The sequence below is a fragment of the Methylocystis sp. H4A genome (assembly GCF_015709545.1).
Lineage (GTDB): Bacteria > Pseudomonadota > Alphaproteobacteria > Rhizobiales > Beijerinckiaceae > Methylocystis > Methylocystis silviterrae.
Genome location: NZ_JADNQY010000019.1, coordinates 39,366 through 55,591 on the forward strand (window position 1 = coordinate 39,366; position 16,226 = coordinate 55,591).

General features: G+C 60.3%; 16 protein-coding genes. 5 read left to right on the forward strand and 11 right to left on the reverse strand.

Annotated elements, in window-relative coordinates; all coding sequences use genetic code 11:
- Nucleotides 1-10 precede the first annotated feature (10 nt).
- The 5 genes from IYW40_RS05390 to IYW40_RS05410 all read left to right on the forward strand — a co-directional run bounded on the left by IYW40_RS05390 (nt 11) and on the right by IYW40_RS05410 (nt 3,780).
- Nucleotides 11-667: a 3-oxoacid CoA-transferase subunit A gene (locus IYW40_RS05390; protein WP_196399706.1), complete on the forward strand. Its 657-nt coding sequence runs from the start codon at nt 11-13 to the stop codon at nt 665-667.
- A complete protein-coding gene (locus IYW40_RS05395; RefSeq protein WP_196399707.1) occupies nt 667-1,326 on the forward strand; it encodes a 3-oxoacid CoA-transferase subunit B in 660 nt (219 codons plus the stop codon). The genes IYW40_RS05390 and IYW40_RS05395 overlap by 1 nt, the downstream gene beginning before the upstream one ends.
- 107 nt (nt 1,327-1,433) lie before the next feature.
- The gene (locus IYW40_RS05400) at nt 1,434-1,661 is read left to right on the forward strand and encodes a hypothetical protein (protein WP_196399708.1); all 228 of its coding nucleotides are present in this window, start codon (nt 1,434-1,436) and stop codon (nt 1,659-1,661) included.
- Nucleotides 1,662-1,777: 116 nt separating this feature from the next.
- Nucleotides 1,778-2,620, forward strand: coding sequence for a lytic murein transglycosylase (locus IYW40_RS05405; RefSeq protein WP_196399709.1), 843 nt, complete (start codon nt 1,778-1,780; stop codon nt 2,618-2,620).
- Nucleotides 2,621-2,775: 155 nt separating this feature from the next.
- The gene (locus IYW40_RS05410; RefSeq protein WP_196399710.1) at nt 2,776-3,780 is read left to right on the forward strand and encodes an MORN motif containing protein; all 1,005 of its coding nucleotides are present in this window, start codon (nt 2,776-2,778) and stop codon (nt 3,778-3,780) included.
- Nucleotides 3,781-3,939: 159 nt separating this feature from the next.
- Here the strand turns inward: IYW40_RS05410 and IYW40_RS05415 are convergent, their stop codons facing one another.
- From IYW40_RS05415 to rfbF, 11 genes are all read right to left on the reverse strand, one after another.
- Complete coding sequence (locus IYW40_RS05415; protein WP_196399711.1) at nt 3,940-4,296, reverse strand: hypothetical protein; 357 nt, start codon at nt 4,294-4,296, stop codon at nt 3,940-3,942.
- Between the two features lie 151 nt (nt 4,297-4,447).
- Nucleotides 4,448-6,004, reverse strand: a complete 1,557-nt coding sequence (locus IYW40_RS05420) for a porin (RefSeq protein ID WP_196399712.1) — start codon at nt 6,002-6,004, stop codon at nt 4,448-4,450.
- A gap of 39 nt (nt 6,005-6,043) precedes the next feature.
- Nucleotides 6,044-6,628, reverse strand: coding sequence for a hypothetical protein (locus IYW40_RS05425; RefSeq protein WP_196399713.1), 585 nt, complete (start codon nt 6,626-6,628; stop codon nt 6,044-6,046).
- A 72-nt stretch (nt 6,629-6,700) separates the two neighbouring features.
- The gene (locus IYW40_RS05430) at nt 6,701-6,970 is read right to left on the reverse strand and encodes a hypothetical protein (RefSeq protein WP_196399714.1); all 270 of its coding nucleotides are present in this window, start codon (nt 6,968-6,970) and stop codon (nt 6,701-6,703) included.
- Nucleotides 6,971-7,065: 95 nt separating this feature from the next.
- Nucleotides 7,066-7,896, reverse strand: a complete 831-nt coding sequence (locus IYW40_RS05435) for a hypothetical protein (RefSeq protein WP_196399715.1) — start codon at nt 7,894-7,896, stop codon at nt 7,066-7,068.
- A 1,601-nt stretch (nt 7,897-9,497) separates the two neighbouring features.
- Complete coding sequence (locus IYW40_RS05440) at nt 9,498-10,826, reverse strand: glycosyltransferase family A protein (RefSeq protein WP_196399716.1); 1,329 nt, start codon at nt 10,824-10,826, stop codon at nt 9,498-9,500.
- A gap of 133 nt (nt 10,827-10,959) precedes the next feature.
- Nucleotides 10,960-11,850, reverse strand: a complete 891-nt coding sequence (locus IYW40_RS05445) for an NAD(P)-dependent oxidoreductase (RefSeq protein WP_348644235.1) — start codon at nt 11,848-11,850, stop codon at nt 10,960-10,962.
- A gap of 91 nt (nt 11,851-11,941) precedes the next feature.
- A complete protein-coding gene (locus tag IYW40_RS05450) occupies nt 11,942-12,475 on the reverse strand; it encodes a dTDP-4-dehydrorhamnose 3,5-epimerase family protein (RefSeq protein WP_196399718.1) in 534 nt (177 codons plus the stop codon).
- Nucleotides 12,472-13,710, reverse strand: coding sequence for a class I SAM-dependent methyltransferase (locus IYW40_RS05455; RefSeq protein WP_196399719.1), 1,239 nt, complete (start codon nt 13,708-13,710; stop codon nt 12,472-12,474). Before IYW40_RS05455 ends, IYW40_RS05450 begins: the two co-directional genes overlap by 4 nt.
- 4 nt (nt 13,711-13,714) lie before the next feature.
- Nucleotides 13,715-14,770, reverse strand: a complete 1,056-nt coding sequence (gene rfbG, locus IYW40_RS05460; protein WP_196399720.1) for a CDP-glucose 4,6-dehydratase — start codon at nt 14,768-14,770, stop codon at nt 13,715-13,717.
- A 59-nt stretch (nt 14,771-14,829) separates the two neighbouring features.
- Nucleotides 14,830-15,603: a glucose-1-phosphate cytidylyltransferase gene (gene rfbF / locus IYW40_RS05465; RefSeq protein WP_196399721.1), complete on the reverse strand. Its 774-nt coding sequence runs from the start codon at nt 15,601-15,603 to the stop codon at nt 14,830-14,832.
- Between the last annotated feature and the right edge of the window lie 623 nt (nt 15,604-16,226).

Here is a 16,226-nt window from a genome sequence, read left to right on the forward strand (position 1 = left end):
ATTCAGCGAGATGAGGAAAAGCGCGATCGCCGTCGAAGCCGCAGCGCAGCTCGTTCCCGACGGAGCGCGCGTCATGATCGGCGGATTTTTGGGCGTCGGGTCGCCTGAGCGGTTGATCGACGCGCTCGTCGCGCGTGGCGCGCGCGCGCTGACGATCATCGGCAACGACACAGCCTATCCGACCGTCGGCGTCGGCAGGCTGATCGAAGCGGGATGCGTTGCGCGCGTGGAGGTCTCACACATCGGCACCAATCCGACCACGCAACGGCTGATGAGTTCAGGCGCGATCGAAGTCGAGCTCATTCCGCAAGGCACGCTCGCCGAACGAATCCGCGCCGGAGGCTCGGGGCTTGGCGGCGTGGTGACGCCGACCGGCGTGGGAACGGTCGTCGCGCAAGGCAAGCAGATGGTTGAGATCGACGGCGCAAGCTTTCTCATCGAAAAGCCGCTGCGGGCGGATATCGCGCTGCTGCGCGCGCATGAGGCCGACTATTACGGCAATCTGACCTATCGGCTCACGGCCGCAAATTTCAACCCGGTCATGGCGTTCGCCGCCGATTGCGTCATCGCCGAACCCGACGAAATCGTCCCGGTTGGAGTCATTCCGCCCGACGCGGTGCGCACGCCGGGCGTGCTCGTCACGCACATCGTGGGCAGGGCGCGCTGATGGACGCCAAGGAAATCATCGCCCGCCGCGTCGCCCTGGAGCTGCGCGACGGCATGCTCGTCAATCTCGGAATCGGCCTGCCGACTCTCGTGGCGCGTTTCATCCCAAAGGGGATGTCCGTCGCCATGCAGAGCGAAAATGGCCTTATCGGCTTCAGCGCGCCGCCGCCGGATGGAATGGAGAATCGCGATCTCATTGACGCCGGCGGCGGATTCATCATGTCGTTGCCGGGCGCCGCCAGTTTCGACAGCGCGACGAGCTTCGCGCTGATTCGAGGCGGCCATGTCGACATGGCGGTGCTTGGCGCGTTGCAGGTCGACGCCGCGGGACGTCTCGCCAGCTGGATGATTCCGGGAAAGTTTACGCCGGGGATGGGCGGCGCCATGGACCTCGTCGCGGGCGCCAAGCGCGTCATCATAGCGATGCAGCACGTCGCCAAGGGCGAGCCGAAGATCGTCGATACTCTCACCTTGCCGCCGACAGCGGCGCGGCGCGTCAGCCTGATCGTGACGGAGCTTGCCGTCATTGAGCCGACCGATGAGGGGCTGGCGCTACGTGAACGCGCGCCCGGCGTCAGCGTCGCGGATATCGTCGCCTCTACTGGCGCGCGGCTGATCGTGCCGGAAGTTACGCCTGAGATGCCTCTCTGCCGCGATTAGCAGGCAGGCGTCGATACTTGATATCGACCACGCTCGATACAGGTATCGCTCTGGCCGCGTCGCGCACTTTGCGCAGCGGTCGTTAGCGCTAAACGAAAGAGCAACCGATGAGTAAGCTGTTGATCTTTTCTCTTTCCGCCTTCATTGGCCTCGCCGCGTTCAATCCCGCGACAGCCCGGACGATGGACAAGCAGCGCACGGCCTGCGAGCGCGATTCCCACAAGTTCTGCGCGGCGGAAGAGCCCAATGCGATCGCCGTCGAAAAGTGCCTGCGCGCGCATATGAACGAGCTTTCAAGCGCGTGCAAACGCCAGTTCAGGGCAAAGCGCCGCTAATTCAGCTCTTCACGTGAGGAATGCCGGCGCTGGCGGCGCATTTCGCCAAGGGTCGGGCGCCGTGAGGGTGCGCAGCTTCATTGCAGCGCCTTCGCAGGCCCACTAAACTGCCGGCCATGAATCGGCTGTCGAAAAGCGCCAAGGCGTGGGGCGCGTTGCTTGCCGCCAGCGCGCTGGCGTTGTGCGCTTGCGCCGTATCGGCGCGCGCCGCGCCCTGCGGATCGTCGGCGTCCGGTTTTAGCCAATGGCTCGAGGAGATGAAACGCGCCGCCGCGGCGGAAGGCGTTTCGCAACGGACGCTCGACGCTGCGCTGACTGGCGTCGCCTATGATCACGCGGTGATTGGCCGCGACCGCGGACAGCGGATTTTTCACCAAAGTTTCGAGAAGTTTTCGAGTCGCCTGGTGACGCCCGCCCGCTTGAGCAAGGCGCGCGCGATGCTTCAGCGGCACGCGGCGCTGCTCGCACAGATCGAGGCGCGTTATGGCGTTCCCGGAGCGGTGCTCGTGGCGATCTGGGGACTGGAAACGGGCTTTGGCGCCGACAATGGGCGCTTCAGGACGATGCAGGCGCTCGCGACGCTCGCCTATGACTGCAGGCGCTCCGCGCAGTTTCATGAAGAGCTGAATCACGCGCTGAGAATCGTCGAGCGCGGCGATATGTCTCCCGCGCAGATGCGCGGCGACTGGGCTGGAGAAATCGGCCAGACGCAATTCATGCCTTCCTCCTATCTGAAATATGGCGTCGATTTCGACGGCGACGGCAGACGCGATCTCATACGATCCACGCCAGACGCACTCGCCTCGACGGCGAATTTCCTCAAGGGCAAAGGCTGGCGCTCTGGCGCGGGCTGGAATGAAGGCGAGCCGAACTTCGCGATTCTGCTCGAGTGGAATCAGGCGCGCGTCTACGTAAAAACGATCGCCCTGCTGGCGACGAAGCTCGCGGGCGCGCAGTGAGCGGCGTCGCGCTGTGAAGGCGTATGTCCAAAGACCGCTGAACGATCCGCTCTCATAAGTTTTAGCAAATTCTTCGTTGAAAAAGTTCGTTGTTCTAAATTTCGACTAGGCTATAAGGCTCACGGTTCCGCCGCCTCACCAGCGCAGGTTTTGCCATGCCTTACGCCTCAGTCTCGAAATTTCGCCGCGGCATATTCCTGCTTGCGCTTTGTGCGGGCGCGTTCGGCGTTTCGCTCTCCGCGTCGGCGGAAAGCAAACTGCCGAAATGCACACAGGAAAACATCTCGAAGCAGTGCTTCGGCGTCATAACGGCGCCGGACGGCAACCGCTATATCGGAGAGATGAAGGGCGGCAAGGCCAACGGCAAAGGCGCGCTCATTTTCACGGACGGCAAGAAATACGAGGGCCAATTCCGCGACGGCGCGCCAAACGGCAAGGGAGCCATCACACATCCTGACGGCGAGTCCTACACCGGCAATTTCAAGGACGGGAAGAAAAGCGGGCAGGGCAAGTTGGTCGCCGCCGACGGAAAGATCTATGTCGGCCAGTTCAAGGGTGACGTTCCCCACGGCAAGGGCGCCGTCACCATGCCCGACGGCAAGAAATTCTCCGGAAATTTCGTTGACGGCGAACTTGCGGTGAAGCCGAAGGCCGGCGGCGCGGCGCAAAGCGAACAGAAGGGGCCGAAAGACGGTCTACCGGCTTGCGACGTCAGCTTGGCCAAGCCTTGGAAGCGCTGCGTCGGCGGACTGAAGTTTCCAAACGGCGACGTTTATACGGGCGAGTTCCGCGACGGAAAGGCGACCGGGCGCGGCGCGATCACTTTCGCTTCCGGCGGACAATACGTCGGCGAGTTCCGCGACGGCGTCCGTCACGGCAAAGGCACGTTCACGATCGCCAATGGCGAAAGCTACAGCGGCGAATTCGTCAACGGCCGGATCGTCGGCAAGGGTGCTTACACATTTCCCGACGGGAAGAAATATGTGGGCGAATTCCGCGACGGACGCCCGCACGGCAAGGGCATTCTCACCCTGCCGAATGGCGCCTCCTACCGCGGCGAATTCCAAAATGGCGAGCCGGACGGACAGGGAACGATGAACTTGCCCGATGGGCAATCGCAGGCCGGACTGTTTAAAGCGGGCAAATATCAGCCCCAGTAGGCCGCGTGGGCCCGGCGCTCGCGGGGGCGGGGGCAGGTCGTCCTGATCGTTGGTCGCCAAGGCCGCCGCCGCGCTGAGGCGAAGTCCTTGAAAACGCAAACCCCAGCCCGCGGGGGCTGGGGTTTATAGAGTCTCGGCCGTCTTTCGCTTCGAAGCGCCTTATTGGATAGGCGTGACGATCGAGGCTTGCGAATTATTGGAAATGGAGATGTTGTCCGAGCCGGTCTTGCTGATCGTCGCGCCGTCAGAGTCGATGACGCTGCCGATCGCGAAAGCTTGCTTATCGATGTTCACATTGGACTGATTCTGGTTGCCCGAGCCAAGATCGAGGAGGCTTCCGCCGACCGAGCCGTTCTGAACGACGGCGGCGTTATTGTTCACGCCGATCTGCGTGACCGTCGAATAGTTGTTGCCATACGCTTGGGACTGATTCTGGTTCTGATTGTTCTGACCGTCGGCGAGGGCCGGTCCGGCAGCGAGCGTGCACAAGGATATTATCGCGATCAGCTTTTTCATGGATCTGGTGTCCCTGGAAGTTAGCGTTCAGTGTTCGGATACTGCCTACTGTCAGCCTAGCTTTGCAGCGCGCTGCGGTCGATCGTTTCGACCTCGACGAACTGCGATAGAATCCTCGATGTGGCCGAAACGCCACATGTCTCCAGCCTCGTCAAAAGGCCTTCCGCATATAGGTGAGGACGTTCGGGAAATTGACGGCGACCGGCAGACCGCGTCCGCCGAGGTATTGGCCGTTGGCCTGGCTCCATGTCCAACCGCCTTCCAGTCCGAACGCCCATCCCTCGCCGGCCCAATATTCGGCGTTTCCGACGACGCGCTGACCTCTGACTTGCGTATTGAAGCCAAAAGCTACGTTGCCGAAACCGAGAAACTCCGGGGCGGAGCCCATGTAGGCCTGAAACGCCGCTCCGGTGATCGAGGTCTTGAACACGGGAGTCCAAAGGTGTTCGTAGGATCCCATGAGCGCCTGACCGGAGCTCCTCTGGATCGTTCCAGTCGAGCTGCTCACATAGTCGATCGACATATACGGTATGCCGAGGTACGACAGCGCGCCTTGAGTCGCGGTCGCCGATAGCATGGCCTTGCCGTACATTTCGCCGCCAATGGGACCAACGAGCCCGCTCCACTTCCAACGATATTCGCCGGCAAGCTGCGCAGCCCAGCCCCAAGTGGAGTATTTCGGCATGAAGGAATTGTAGGCGTTGGCGGAGACATCCCTGATTTCGTGCATAGCTCCCGACGCGTGGACGACGAAGGCGGGCGCGCCGACGCGCAATTGCGCGACAAAGTCCGGGTATCCCATGCCTGTCGGATATCTCGACAGAACCCCGTCCGGATAACGCCTCAGCGTCGGATCTTCAGCCGATACGCTGATCGAGGCGCCCAAGCGCGGCAGGAGACCTGGGAGAACGTTGATATTTTCGATTCTGTGGGTGTACGAAACCGCCGGCGTCGTCATGTAGGACGCGTAGCCGGGCATAAAGGTGTAGCCGGTGCGGCTGAAGCTGAAGAGCGAAGGCTGCAGTCCGACGCGCAGCCCGCCAAATTGAACCCAGGCCTGATCGAAGGCGCCCCGCCAATAATGCCCATTGATCTGGTTCAGGGTTATGCGCGTTTCGCCTTCATAGTTCTTTACCGTCCTGGCGAACACTCCGGCGTTGATGAACACGGAGATCGTTCCGTAATCCGTGTTCCGGAAGGCCAGAAAGTTCACCATGCTGTATGTGCCGGTATAAGCGCCGGACGTCGTCTTGCCGACGAGCGGATTTTTCCAGTAGTACAGCATCGGCACAGCGGCGCTTAATCCAAGGCCGCTCCATCCGTATCGATACGCAGGAAGCCGCTGCGTCGTGAACGCGATGTCTTCGGTCGCAAAGTCCTTGCCCAGGAAACCGGTGAAGGATCCATGGACCGCGCCGCAAAAGCCGGTGTAGGGAATTTGAAAAAACTGGGTATTGCCGTTCAAGTTGCACGGCCCCGTCATTCTCACAACGGGCCGCGCCGCTTTCGCCACCGGCTGATTGGCGGGACGCTTCTCTTTCACTCGCGTTTTTGACGCGGCGTTGAGCTCTTCGATCGCGCGTGTGGCTTCCAGGATCGATGCGTCGACGCCCTTGTCGAAACTCGCCGGTTGCGCGTGCGCAGCCGACGCGCCAGCCATTCCGGCGGCGCAGGCGAATGATGCGACGATTTTTATGCGCGTTTTCACGGAGCAAGTCCTTTGGACAATCCGGTCAAAAGTTCGTCGTTAGTGCATTCGTCCAAAGCTGTTCGTCGCCGTCAGACCTGGCGGCGTCCAGACCGCCAGGCTCATGCTGTCCGTGGTGAAAAGAGAGAGATAACCTTCCGGGGTTTGATAGGACTGGTAGATCGGACCGTCGGTCGGAATTTGCACCCGAGGCGCTGCGCCATTGCCGACAGCGGAGTTTTGCGCAACGGCGGCGACATTCGTGCCCCCCATTTGCGTGATCTGCGAACTGTTCTCCATGCCGTTCTGCGTCACGGACGCGTAATTCTGTCCGCCATAACGCTGACCGTCACCGCGAAGGTTCGGGCTGCTATTAAACTCACCCGTGGAGTCGCCGACCTGTTGCATCTGCGAATAGTTGTTGAGCCCGTTCTGATTGATCACCGCTTGATTCGCCTGATTGGAGTCCTGAACTCCGTAATAGACGTTCACGAAGCCGGACTGCGAGAGGTCGATGGACGACTGCGATCCGCTGGTGAACCCATATGCGAAATTGAAAGGCGCGCTTTGCGTCGCCATCTGCGCAAAGGCGGAGTTCATAACGCTCAGGAGGAAGATTGCGGCTAAAAGCGAGGTTCGCGACATCTTCTATTCCCAGCTCTCGAACAATGACGAAAAAGCGCGCGAGGGCGCTCTTTAAAGACTCGGCGCTAAGAACTAGCGCCTGAGAAAAACCGGCTGCCGACAGTCGAAGCGATAGGGGCGATTGTCGCTGCCCGGAACCGGCTCCAAAACCCAGATGTCGTCTCTGAGGTAATCCTGGGCTTCCGTCTGCGCCAAATAGCCGCCGAGACATGCCGGCGAACTGTCATCCGCCACAACCGCTACAGGTCGTCGCTGCCTGTGACTCTTGGCTGCGTCGGCGGGAGCCGCAAATACGGAGAGCCCGATGAGCGCGATGAGGGCGGCTGGCAGTATCGACTTCATTGGAGTGATCCTTTGAAAGGCGCCCTGCTCACGCCGCCCTCGAAGTTCGCGAGCGCCGGTTGGCTAAAGAAGCGCACCGGCGCTCGTTTCAGTAATTAGTCTTCAATGCTGTTGTGATTGAGCGTGGCGGCAAAGCCGTTAACCGCAATCGCATTGTCGTTGAGCGAATCGTCGATCCGGATCGGGTTGAAGGAGTCATCGATCTTCAGGCCGCCAGCGACGCCGCCGTCGTCAGCGATGTTGATGTGGGTGTCGACCTCGATCTTCGACACCGAGGTGTTGTCGATGCTGGTGTTGTTCGAGCCGATGGTGATCATGAAGGCCTTGCCGTCGCCGCCATTGGCGTCGATGCCGTTGCCGATGCCGTCCTGGCTGGAGGCGGCGACAGTGGTCGAGCGCTGCGAGGAGAGATTGGCCTGAACCGTGGTGAGTCGCGCGTCAGCGTCGGCTTCGTTGCGGCCGAGGCCGACGCCAACGTTAACCGGTTCGAGGCTGGCAGTTGCCGCGTCCTGGAGCGCAGTGCCCTGGGCGGCGAGAGCGACCGGGATCGCGAGGCCGCCAGCGAGGCCGGCCTGATCGGATTCATTGCTCGACAGCGCCACCGCAGCGCTCACCGCGATGACGTCAACATTGCCGCCTTCGCCGCCATTGCCCGAGTCGACGATGCTGCCGACGCTGAAGGCGTGCGTGTCCATGTTGAAATCAGCAAAGCGCTGATTGAAAGAGTTGGTCTCCAGATTGATGCCGCCGCCGACGGCGACGTTCTGATTCACAACGCCGACGTTGTTGAGGCCGAGGTTGGTGACGCTGCCGACGTTCACGCCCTGGGACACGGACGTGTTGATGCCGACCGGCACCGCTACCTGATCGGCGAAGGCGGGAGCGGCGAGCACGGTGGCGATGGCCACAAGCGAGAGCTTCTTCATGGGGAGGATCCTTCGAGTGATTTTGTTTAATTCCGACGACCAGCGCGCCGATCATCGAGGCGCAGAGTTGTCGAAGAGCAGTCGATCCGTCCAGCTACTAAATGTCTCGCTAACCAGTTTTAGTAACAACTGTGGCGAAAGTGCAACATTGTAATGCGCTGCGATGTACATGGGCTAAATATCAGAGATATCATCAATAATTTTGACGCTGCATGAAAAAATATGGACATTTTAACGCGTGGACAAACTTTAACATGGAGGGGTTTGACATCGTCGTTGGAGTGAAGATGAGAATTATGGAACGTTTCGAAAATGTGAACATTGAATGAATGCCAAAGACTCTTCTTGTATTCCATGGACGTTCGCTGCATAGCTAATCAACTCGAGCGCTCTACGGTCATGCGAGGAAAAATGATGGTATTTCACCGGCTTAAGCTTATATCAGCCGCCTTCCTGTCATTGGCCGTTACGAGCCCAACTTCGCTAATGGCTCAAGGAGATATGGGCCCGATCGGCACTGTGGTGCTGGAGAATATGATTCGCGAACAAAATCCGCCGAGCTATGGTTCTCAGGCGTTAAAATCACGGCCATCCTATAAGTACAGGGCGTGCAAAACTCATAAAATGCATAGCTGCCAGCGCGGAAGTCGCTTGAGCAAAGCCAATTAGCATTCATTGCTCAATCGACATGTGAGAGCGTTACATGCCGATTGTTTTGCTGAAACGCTGAATGACTCGGCGGCCAGGGATATAGGCATGCGCAGAGGCCGTCTCCAGCGATTTATATTCAATAAGACCATGGAAATCGGAATCGTAATCCTGAACATCTCGAGGGACTCGCGCTGATTTGTGGAAACGCCGCGCGCGCTTCACCCCAACATTTGATAAGGACTTGTTGATCTTGGCGCGCGCTGGCGACCAAATCTCGGACACCGGCGATTCTGCGTGTCCAAGGCGCGCTGCGCGCGAATGTTCAGGGTTGGCCGCGTCGGCGAGCAAGCCTGCGCCTGTTCAACGAATCGATGTCGAAGCGCGCGTGCGCGGGGCGGCTCTGCGCCGGCGCGAATTCGCTCCTACCTTACCTGAGACGCGCCAATCGCGACTTCGGCCATAGAAATTGCGACAGGCCAGGAAGCGAATCAGTCATGCTTCGCAGCTTCTCTTCGCCGGTAACCAGCTCCGCGCCGCAGAATATCTCTATGGCCAGCCTCTGAAGCCGGTCCGGAGAGAGACAGGCTCGTCGATCGAGCCGTCAGCGCGACAGCGATGTCCACGCGCTCGGGAAAGATCGCCGACGATAACAGGCGGAACGGAAGAACTGTCGCAAGAGACGCCGTCCCGGCGCAAAGCGCTGCCCGATCATCTGCCGCGCGACGATATTCGGCTCGATATCGAAGGCCAAACATGCGCCTGTTCATGGCGTCGATCTCAGCCGTTCGACGCTGGCTGGGTTGGCGGCGCCGCCATTGTCCCTGCCGTTGACGCTACCGGGCCCAATTGGGCGCGTTTATCCACGCCGCCGCAACGGCGCCTTGATTGCCGCCGCGCGACTCTGTGAAAGCGGATGACCCGTATTGGGAAGGCGTTTGGCGCGCCAAACTTCAGCGCTGATTGACGCCGGTAGAACCCTCGCTTTGCGTTGGAAGGCGCGCCGACCCCACCCGACCTCGCGTCTTAAGGAGATTCAAAAGCATCTCCAGTCGCTTTTGGCGGTAGAAGGAACGTAAGCCGGAATCGTCGGGCGCAAGGCCGGCGATCCACTCGGGCGTCTTACCCCGATAACCCAGCAGACGCGACGACAGGCGCGTCGCGCCGGCAATGTCCGTCACGCCATAGCTGCTCGCGTCGAGAAACAGACGCTGGCCGTGTATCCCTTCCAAATTGGGGCGATAACTGTCGCGGGGCGACGGGCGCGGCGTAAAATTCTCGATGCGCTTGTCAAACCACGAAACGAGCGCAGGATCGTCGGACAGGGATCGCCGCAATTCCGCTTCCACATAGGGCCACTCGTCAAGGTCGTCGATCGGCGGGGCAAGCAAGAAGCTCTCCACCATCGCCTGGCGATCGAGGCTTATCGGATCGTCGGGAAATAGGTCTTCCTTGGCGCGAAGGAAAGAATCCGCGACGCAAATGAATCCTGAAGGCAGATCGGGAACGGAAGGATGGAGGCGCAGGCCTGCGACGTCATTTTCGCCGCGAAACGTCTGCGCGATTTGATGTTTGCTGCGCAGAAAACTAAAGGCGATGTGGTTGCTGGATGCGGAGAACCCGCTGATCGATAGCGGCGCCGAGAGCGACAGATATTCTTCCGCCAAATAAGCAACAGCGAAGCTGGAATAGGTATCGCAGTGGAAACTATCGAATACTTTTCCCGTGGTCGCGCGGATTTGCTCAAGCACTTCGCGCGCCACGCAGCCGTGATAGATGTTGGGCAAGAGCGTTGCGGGCGCGCGTCCCGCCAGAACGTCCTCCATCGTCTGGCGGCCATTCATCCGCTCGACATTTCGTGTGAGCGGAATCTGCAAATGATTCGCAAGATCGTCGCGGGCGATGTTCGGCCAGGAGTAAATGGCGCTGTCCCAGCTGATCGACTTCACATTCTGCTTGGCGAATAAGCCGCGCAGCGTCGAAAAAGCGAACGGCATGAGCGAGTCGTCGTCGCCTATATAGGTGATATATTTGCCGCGCGTCAGGCTGTATGCGAGATTGTAATTATCGCGCATGCACAAAGTCTCTGGCGCGCGGTGATAGACAATTTTCGGGGAGCCGATCTCTTCGACGACCTGGCGGGTCGCCGGCGAACTGCAATTGTCGCAAACAACGATCTCATAGGAATCGAAGTCCTGCTCCAGGCATGCTTTGAGCGAGAAGCGCAAAGTTGCGGCGCGTTGACGGGTCGGTATGACCAGACTGAAATCAGGTTGGCTCATAAACGCTAGTCCTTATGCTCGCGACTGGAATGTGAAGCGGGCCGTCCGGCCAAGAACGCCGGTTCAACCAAGTCGCTCGGCCAGTGAGTGACATTGCCCCGCCAACCATATGCTTGCTTCGCAGTAGCGGCGATCACGGCCGGCCCCCTACCTCTGCGCGCCACCAAGCGTAGGTTTCGGCGAGACCCTCGTCGAGCGTTCGCGACGGTCGAAATCTCACTTCGTCACGCAGTCGGCGCACATCTGCGACAATGCGTGGCGGCTCGTCGGGACGGTCAGGCAGCGCGCCGACGCGAATAAGATCCGAGCGACCCGCAATCGCGCCAAGACGCTCGGCGATGGAAGCGACGCTCACTCCCTCGCCGCTCGCAATGTTCACAGCGCCCGTAGTCTCGCTTAGAACGAGCGCTGCGAGCGCGGCGCCAGCGTCGCGGGTATCGAGAAAATCGCGCACTGCAAGCCCTCGCGAAAGCGGCGCGTCTTCTCCGCGAGCAAGTTTCGCCGCGAGGGAAGCAACAAGCCGCGCCTCATGCTCGAAAGGCCCATAAAGATAGAACAGGCGCGCCCACGCAAACGAAATATCGCCAAGCTCCTGCAGCACCCGTCGCGCTGCGTCCTTTGCGACGGCATAAAGGGTCGCCGGCACGATTTCAGTGGTCCCTTCGTTACACGTCCCGTCGTCCGGCCAGCGATATTCGAAGCATGTCCCAACGCCAACGAAGCGCTGAACGCCGGCGTCAAGCGCGGCGCGAGCAAGGAGTAGCGTTGCGGCGGTCCAGTCGAGATTGTCTCGGCTGGTCCAAAATGCGCCGTGCTCGACGTTCCACGCCAGATGGAGCACAGTATCAGGCCGTACCCGATTGATCAGCGCGCCAGCCGCGCCGGGCGCGCGCAAATCTCCACCATAGGCGACAACGGCGCCGTCGACTTTCTCAGCGTGCTGAGCGTGCGCGTGAACTTCGACGCCCGCGCGAGCCAGCGCTCCGATCGTCTGCCTACCGACAAATCCTGAAGCGCCCGTCACCAGAACTCGCAACGCGACCCCCCGGCAAAAGCATTTGCATGTGCAACGAACGCATACAGAATAGGGACGCCGGCGGCAAATCCCTGTCGTTTCAGCCGCGCCAGGGCGACGGCCAGGCGAGATCCGCCTCGCCGATCACGGCGGGCAGGGCCGGCCAGCTAATCGCAAATCCCGGATCGTCATAGCGCAGCCCGCGCGCCTGCCCGCCCACGAACGGCCGGCTCATCTGATAGAGCACATCCGTATCCGGTTCGAGGGTGAGAAAGCCGTGCGCGCAGCCTTCGGGAATGAACAGCGCATTGGCGCGATCGGCGTCGAGGCGCCGGGCGATCCAGCGCCGAAATGTCGGACTCTCGCGGCGCAGGTCGATCACGACGTCATGGATCGCGCCCCGCGTCGCGCGCACCAGCTTCGCCTCGGCGTAAGGCGGATCCTGCCAGTGCATGCCGCGCAGCGTATGTAAACGATCGTTGCGCGACAGATTGATCTGCGTCGATGTGAAGGAAACGCCGGCGGCCGTGAATTCCTCGGGACAATAGATGCGTGCGAAAAAGCCCCGCGCGTCGGCGCGCGGCTCGGCCGCGATCTCGACGACGCCCGGTATTTCGGTCGGCGCGAATCTCAAGCGTCGAACACTCGCGTTTCAGGGACCGCGGTGACGAACTTGCCGCCCCACTGGCGGATTTCGGCCATCTGGCCCACGATCTCCTGCCGCAGGTTCCACGGAAGGATCACCAGATAATCGGGCCGCGTGTCGGCGATCGTCCCCGGCGCGCGGATGGGAATATGACTCCCCGGCAAAAACTTTCCCTGCTTAGCGGCGCTGCGATCGTAGACGCAGACAATGTCATTCGCGCTCACCCCGCAGACATTGAGGAAAGTGTTGCCCTTGGCGGCCGCGCCATAGGCGGCGACCGTCTTGCCTTCCGCCTTGGCGCGCGCAAGGAAACTCACGAACGAAGCTTTCACCGCTTCGACCTTTTCGGCGAATCCCGCATAGCCTTCGATCGCATCGAGACGCGCGGCGCGTTCGGCGCCGCGCACCGCCTCCAGGCGCGGCGTCGGCGCGCGATCCGCGCCTTTGCGGCTCACGAAAAGGCGCAGGGAGCCGCCATGTGTCGGCAGTTCCTCGACGTCGAAAGCGACAAGACCGTTCGCGCCCAGAACGCGCTCCACCGCCACGAGCGAGAGATAGGAGAAGTGCTCGTGATAGATCGTGTCGAACTGCAGTTCGCGGATGAGATTCAAGACGTGCGGAAATTCGAATGTCGCGACGCCGCCGGGCTTGAGAATTTCCGCAAATCCGGCAACGAATTCGCCGATATCGGGAACATGCGCCAACACATTGTTGGCCGCCGTGAGATCGGCGGCAAGGCCCCGCGCCGCCAATTTGCGGGCCGTCTCTTTGCCGAAAAAGGCGACTTCCGTCGGCACGCCTCTGGCGCGCGCCGCCTCGGCGACATTGGCCGCCGGCTCGACCCCCAGCACCGGTACGCCGTGCGCGATAAAATGTTGCAGCAGATAGCCGTCATTTGACGCGACTTCGATCACAAGCGACTGCGGGCCAAGTCCGAACCGCTCGATCATCGCATCCGCGTAACGCTGCGCATGCGCGACCCAGCTGTCAGAATAGGAAGAGAAATAGGCGTAGTCGGAGAAGATCGCCTCGGACGACACCGGCGCGTCCACCTGCACCAAGAAGCAGGCGTCGCAAACGCGCGCATGGAGTGGAAAGCTCCTGTCGAGACCCCGCGCGATCTCTTCCGCCGTGACATAGGAGTTGGCGAGCGGCGTCGAGCCGAGATCGACGAAATCATGTTTCAGCGGTGCGCCGCAAAAGCGGCAGGCTGGCGTTTGCATTGTCTTATCCAGGAAGTTTCTCGAAGGCGTCGATCTGCGCGAGCGTCGTCGCCAGAGGGCCGCTTTCCGCGAAGGCGCCGCGGTACCAGTCCGCCGTCCAATTGATCGCCAGCCGGCCGGGCAAGCGGTCCCGCCAGCCGAGAAGCGCCCGGGCGCGCGAGGAGTCGACCGCCAGAATATGCATTTCGCGCGAATCCGCCGGCTGATGTTCGTAGCGCGCATCGCGGCCAAGCGCTTTGAGCATTTCCTCGGTGAGTTCGCTCACCGTGATCGGTGCGGTCGGGTCGGGACCGAAATTCAGTGTTTCGGGAAGGCTCTCGCCGCGTTCCAGCGCATCGACATAGGTCAGATAGCCATGCAGGCAATCGAGCACATGCTGCCAGGGCCGAGTCGCGTGCGGCATGCGCAGCACCGGCCTCTCGTTCTTTGCCGCCGCGCGCACGATGTCGGGAACGATACGGTCGGCCGCGTAGTCGCCGCCGCCGATGACATTGCCGCCCCGCGCGGTGACGATCTTCACGCTTGCATCTTTGAAAAAGGACTGCGCGTAAGCGCGGGTGACGAGTTCGGCCGCCGCCTTGGACGCCGAGTAGGGGTCCTTGCCGCCGAGGCGCGCGTCTTCCGCGAAGGCGGCGCCTTGCTCGTCATTCGCATAGACTTTGTCGGAGGTGACGACCAGAATAGTCGAAACGTCGGGCGCGCTGCGCAGGGCCTGCAGCAGATGCGCGGCGCCCATGACATTAGTCGCAAGCGTGCCGAGCGGATCGGCGTGCGACCGGCGCACGATCGCCTGCGCGGCGAGATGTAAAACGATTTGCGGGCGGGCCTTTGCAACGGCGGCCTCGACCGATTCGAAATCATTCAGGTCGCCGAAAGTCGAATTCAGACGCTTGCCGACCTGCGCCATCTCGTAAAGACTTGCATCGCCTTCAGGCGGCAGCGCAAAACCGTAGACTTCGGCGCCGAGTCGATCAAGCCAGAGGGCAAGCCACGCGCCCTTGAAACCGGTATGGCCGGTCAAAAGAACGCGCCGGCCGGCTAAGGTCTTCCATTTGTCCACGCTTATTCCCGCCAGTCCAGCTTCATATTTCCTCGCGCCCGCCGGTCACATTCGGCGCTTCAACTCCATACCTTCCACGGCGCGTGACCGCTATCCCACAAAGATTCGAGCCGATTCTTGTCGCGCAGCGTGTCCATCGGCTGCCAAAATCCCTCATGCTTATATGCGCGTAATTCTCCTTCCGCCGCCAGACGCGCCAGCGGCCTTTCCTCCCAGGGCGTCGCGTCGCCGTCGATATAGTCGATTACGGAAGGATCCAGAACGAAAAATCCGCCATTGATGAAGCTCTGGTCGCCGGGCGGCTTTTCGATGAATTTGGTGACGGCGTCGCCTTCGAGAAACAAGGCTCCATAACGGCCGGGCGGCGTCACAGCGGTGAGGGTGGCTTTGCGCCCGTGCGCGTGATGAAACTTGATCAGCGCGCCGACATCCACGTCGGCCACGCCGTCGCCGTAGGTGAAGCAGAAAGGCTGTCCTTCCTTGAGGTAGCTGCGGACTCTTTTGAGCCGTCCGCCGGTCATCGACGATTCGCCGGTGTCGACCAGCGTGATCTTCCAGGATTCGCTTTTACGACTATGAAATTCCACCTGTCCGGTTTCGCCGTCGACGGTTATGTCGGCGTTATGCATGAAATAATTGCTGAAATACTCCTTGATCATATAGCCCTTATAGCCGAGGCAAACGACGAAGTTGTTCACGCCATGAGCGTGATAGATTTTCATAATATGCCATAATATTGGGCGACCGCCGATCTCGATCATCGGCTTTGGGCGGAGATAAGATTCCTCGGAAATTCGCGTCCCCATGCCGCCCGCAAGTATGACAACCTGCATTTTTTCTCCTCCAGTGTCGCGGACGACGCCTATCGATGAGCCAAATTTAATATAGCTGCGACGCATTTTCCTATACGTGCCTGCCAAATTGCTCAATTGGACTGGCGCTTGGCAAGCGATCGATGCTTGATTGGCGCAGTCAGCTCAAAATCGCTTGATTAAATCCCAAAGAGCATTTCTCAGCAGATTCGGTGATCTTAGGCAGATGGATGGGTAAGTTGTCTCCATAGATCCCAAGGGTGCGCACGGCGGCTCCTTTCGCGAGTTACCCTCACTCCATCAACCAATCAACCGTCTTGGCCTTTTTGTTGTCCTTTAAGCCTGCCAACCTTTGTGAACGCGTAAGCGCGACGCTTGCTGGCATAGCCTCGGTGCTTTTCCAACCTTATGTCTGTATTTCAATCACATACGTGTTCGCAGTTCTGTCCAGAGCGGCGCGCCGGTCAGGACAAAGATGCGAACACATATGTGATTGAAATATCGCTGTGAATTTGGAGACGTCGAAAATTTTGGCCTGTGCGCATGAGAGGGACGAAAACGCGGCATAAGCGATTTCGCAAAACCTAACAATCACGCCACGCCGTGAGCCGCATCGACGACTTCCTGCCCTTCGACTACATCAA

Coding starts and splice junctions, on each gene's coding strand:
- IYW40_RS05390 (WP_196399706.1), top strand. CDS start 11: ATGAGGAAAAGCGCGATCGCCGTCGAAGCCGCAGCGCAGCTCGTTCCC.
- IYW40_RS05395 (WP_196399707.1), top strand. CDS start 667: ATGGACGCCAAGGAAATCATCGCCCGCCGCGTCGCCCTGGAGCTGCGC.
- IYW40_RS05400 (WP_196399708.1), top strand. CDS start 1,434: ATGAGTAAGCTGTTGATCTTTTCTCTTTCCGCCTTCATTGGCCTCGCC.
- IYW40_RS05405 (WP_196399709.1), top strand. CDS start 1,778: ATGAATCGGCTGTCGAAAAGCGCCAAGGCGTGGGGCGCGTTGCTTGCC.
- IYW40_RS05410 (WP_196399710.1), top strand. CDS start 2,776: ATGCCTTACGCCTCAGTCTCGAAATTTCGCCGCGGCATATTCCTGCTT.
- IYW40_RS05415 (WP_196399711.1), bottom strand. CDS start 4,296: ATGAAAAAGCTGATCGCGATAATATCCTTGTGCACGCTCGCTGCCGGA.
- IYW40_RS05425 (WP_196399713.1), bottom strand. CDS start 6,628: ATGTCGCGAACCTCGCTTTTAGCCGCAATCTTCCTCCTGAGCGTTATG.
- IYW40_RS05430 (WP_196399714.1), bottom strand. CDS start 6,970: ATGAAGTCGATACTGCCAGCCGCCCTCATCGCGCTCATCGGGCTCTCC.
- IYW40_RS05435 (WP_196399715.1), bottom strand. CDS start 7,896: ATGAAGAAGCTCTCGCTTGTGGCCATCGCCACCGTGCTCGCCGCTCCC.
- IYW40_RS05440 (WP_196399716.1), bottom strand. CDS start 10,826: ATGAGCCAACCTGATTTCAGTCTGGTCATACCGACCCGTCAACGCGCC.
- IYW40_RS05455 (WP_196399719.1), bottom strand. CDS start 13,710: ATGCAAACGCCAGCCTGCCGCTTTTGCGGCGCACCGCTGAAACATGAT.
- rfbF (WP_196399721.1), bottom strand. CDS start 15,603: ATGCAGGTTGTCATACTTGCGGGCGGCATGGGGACGCGAATTTCCGAG.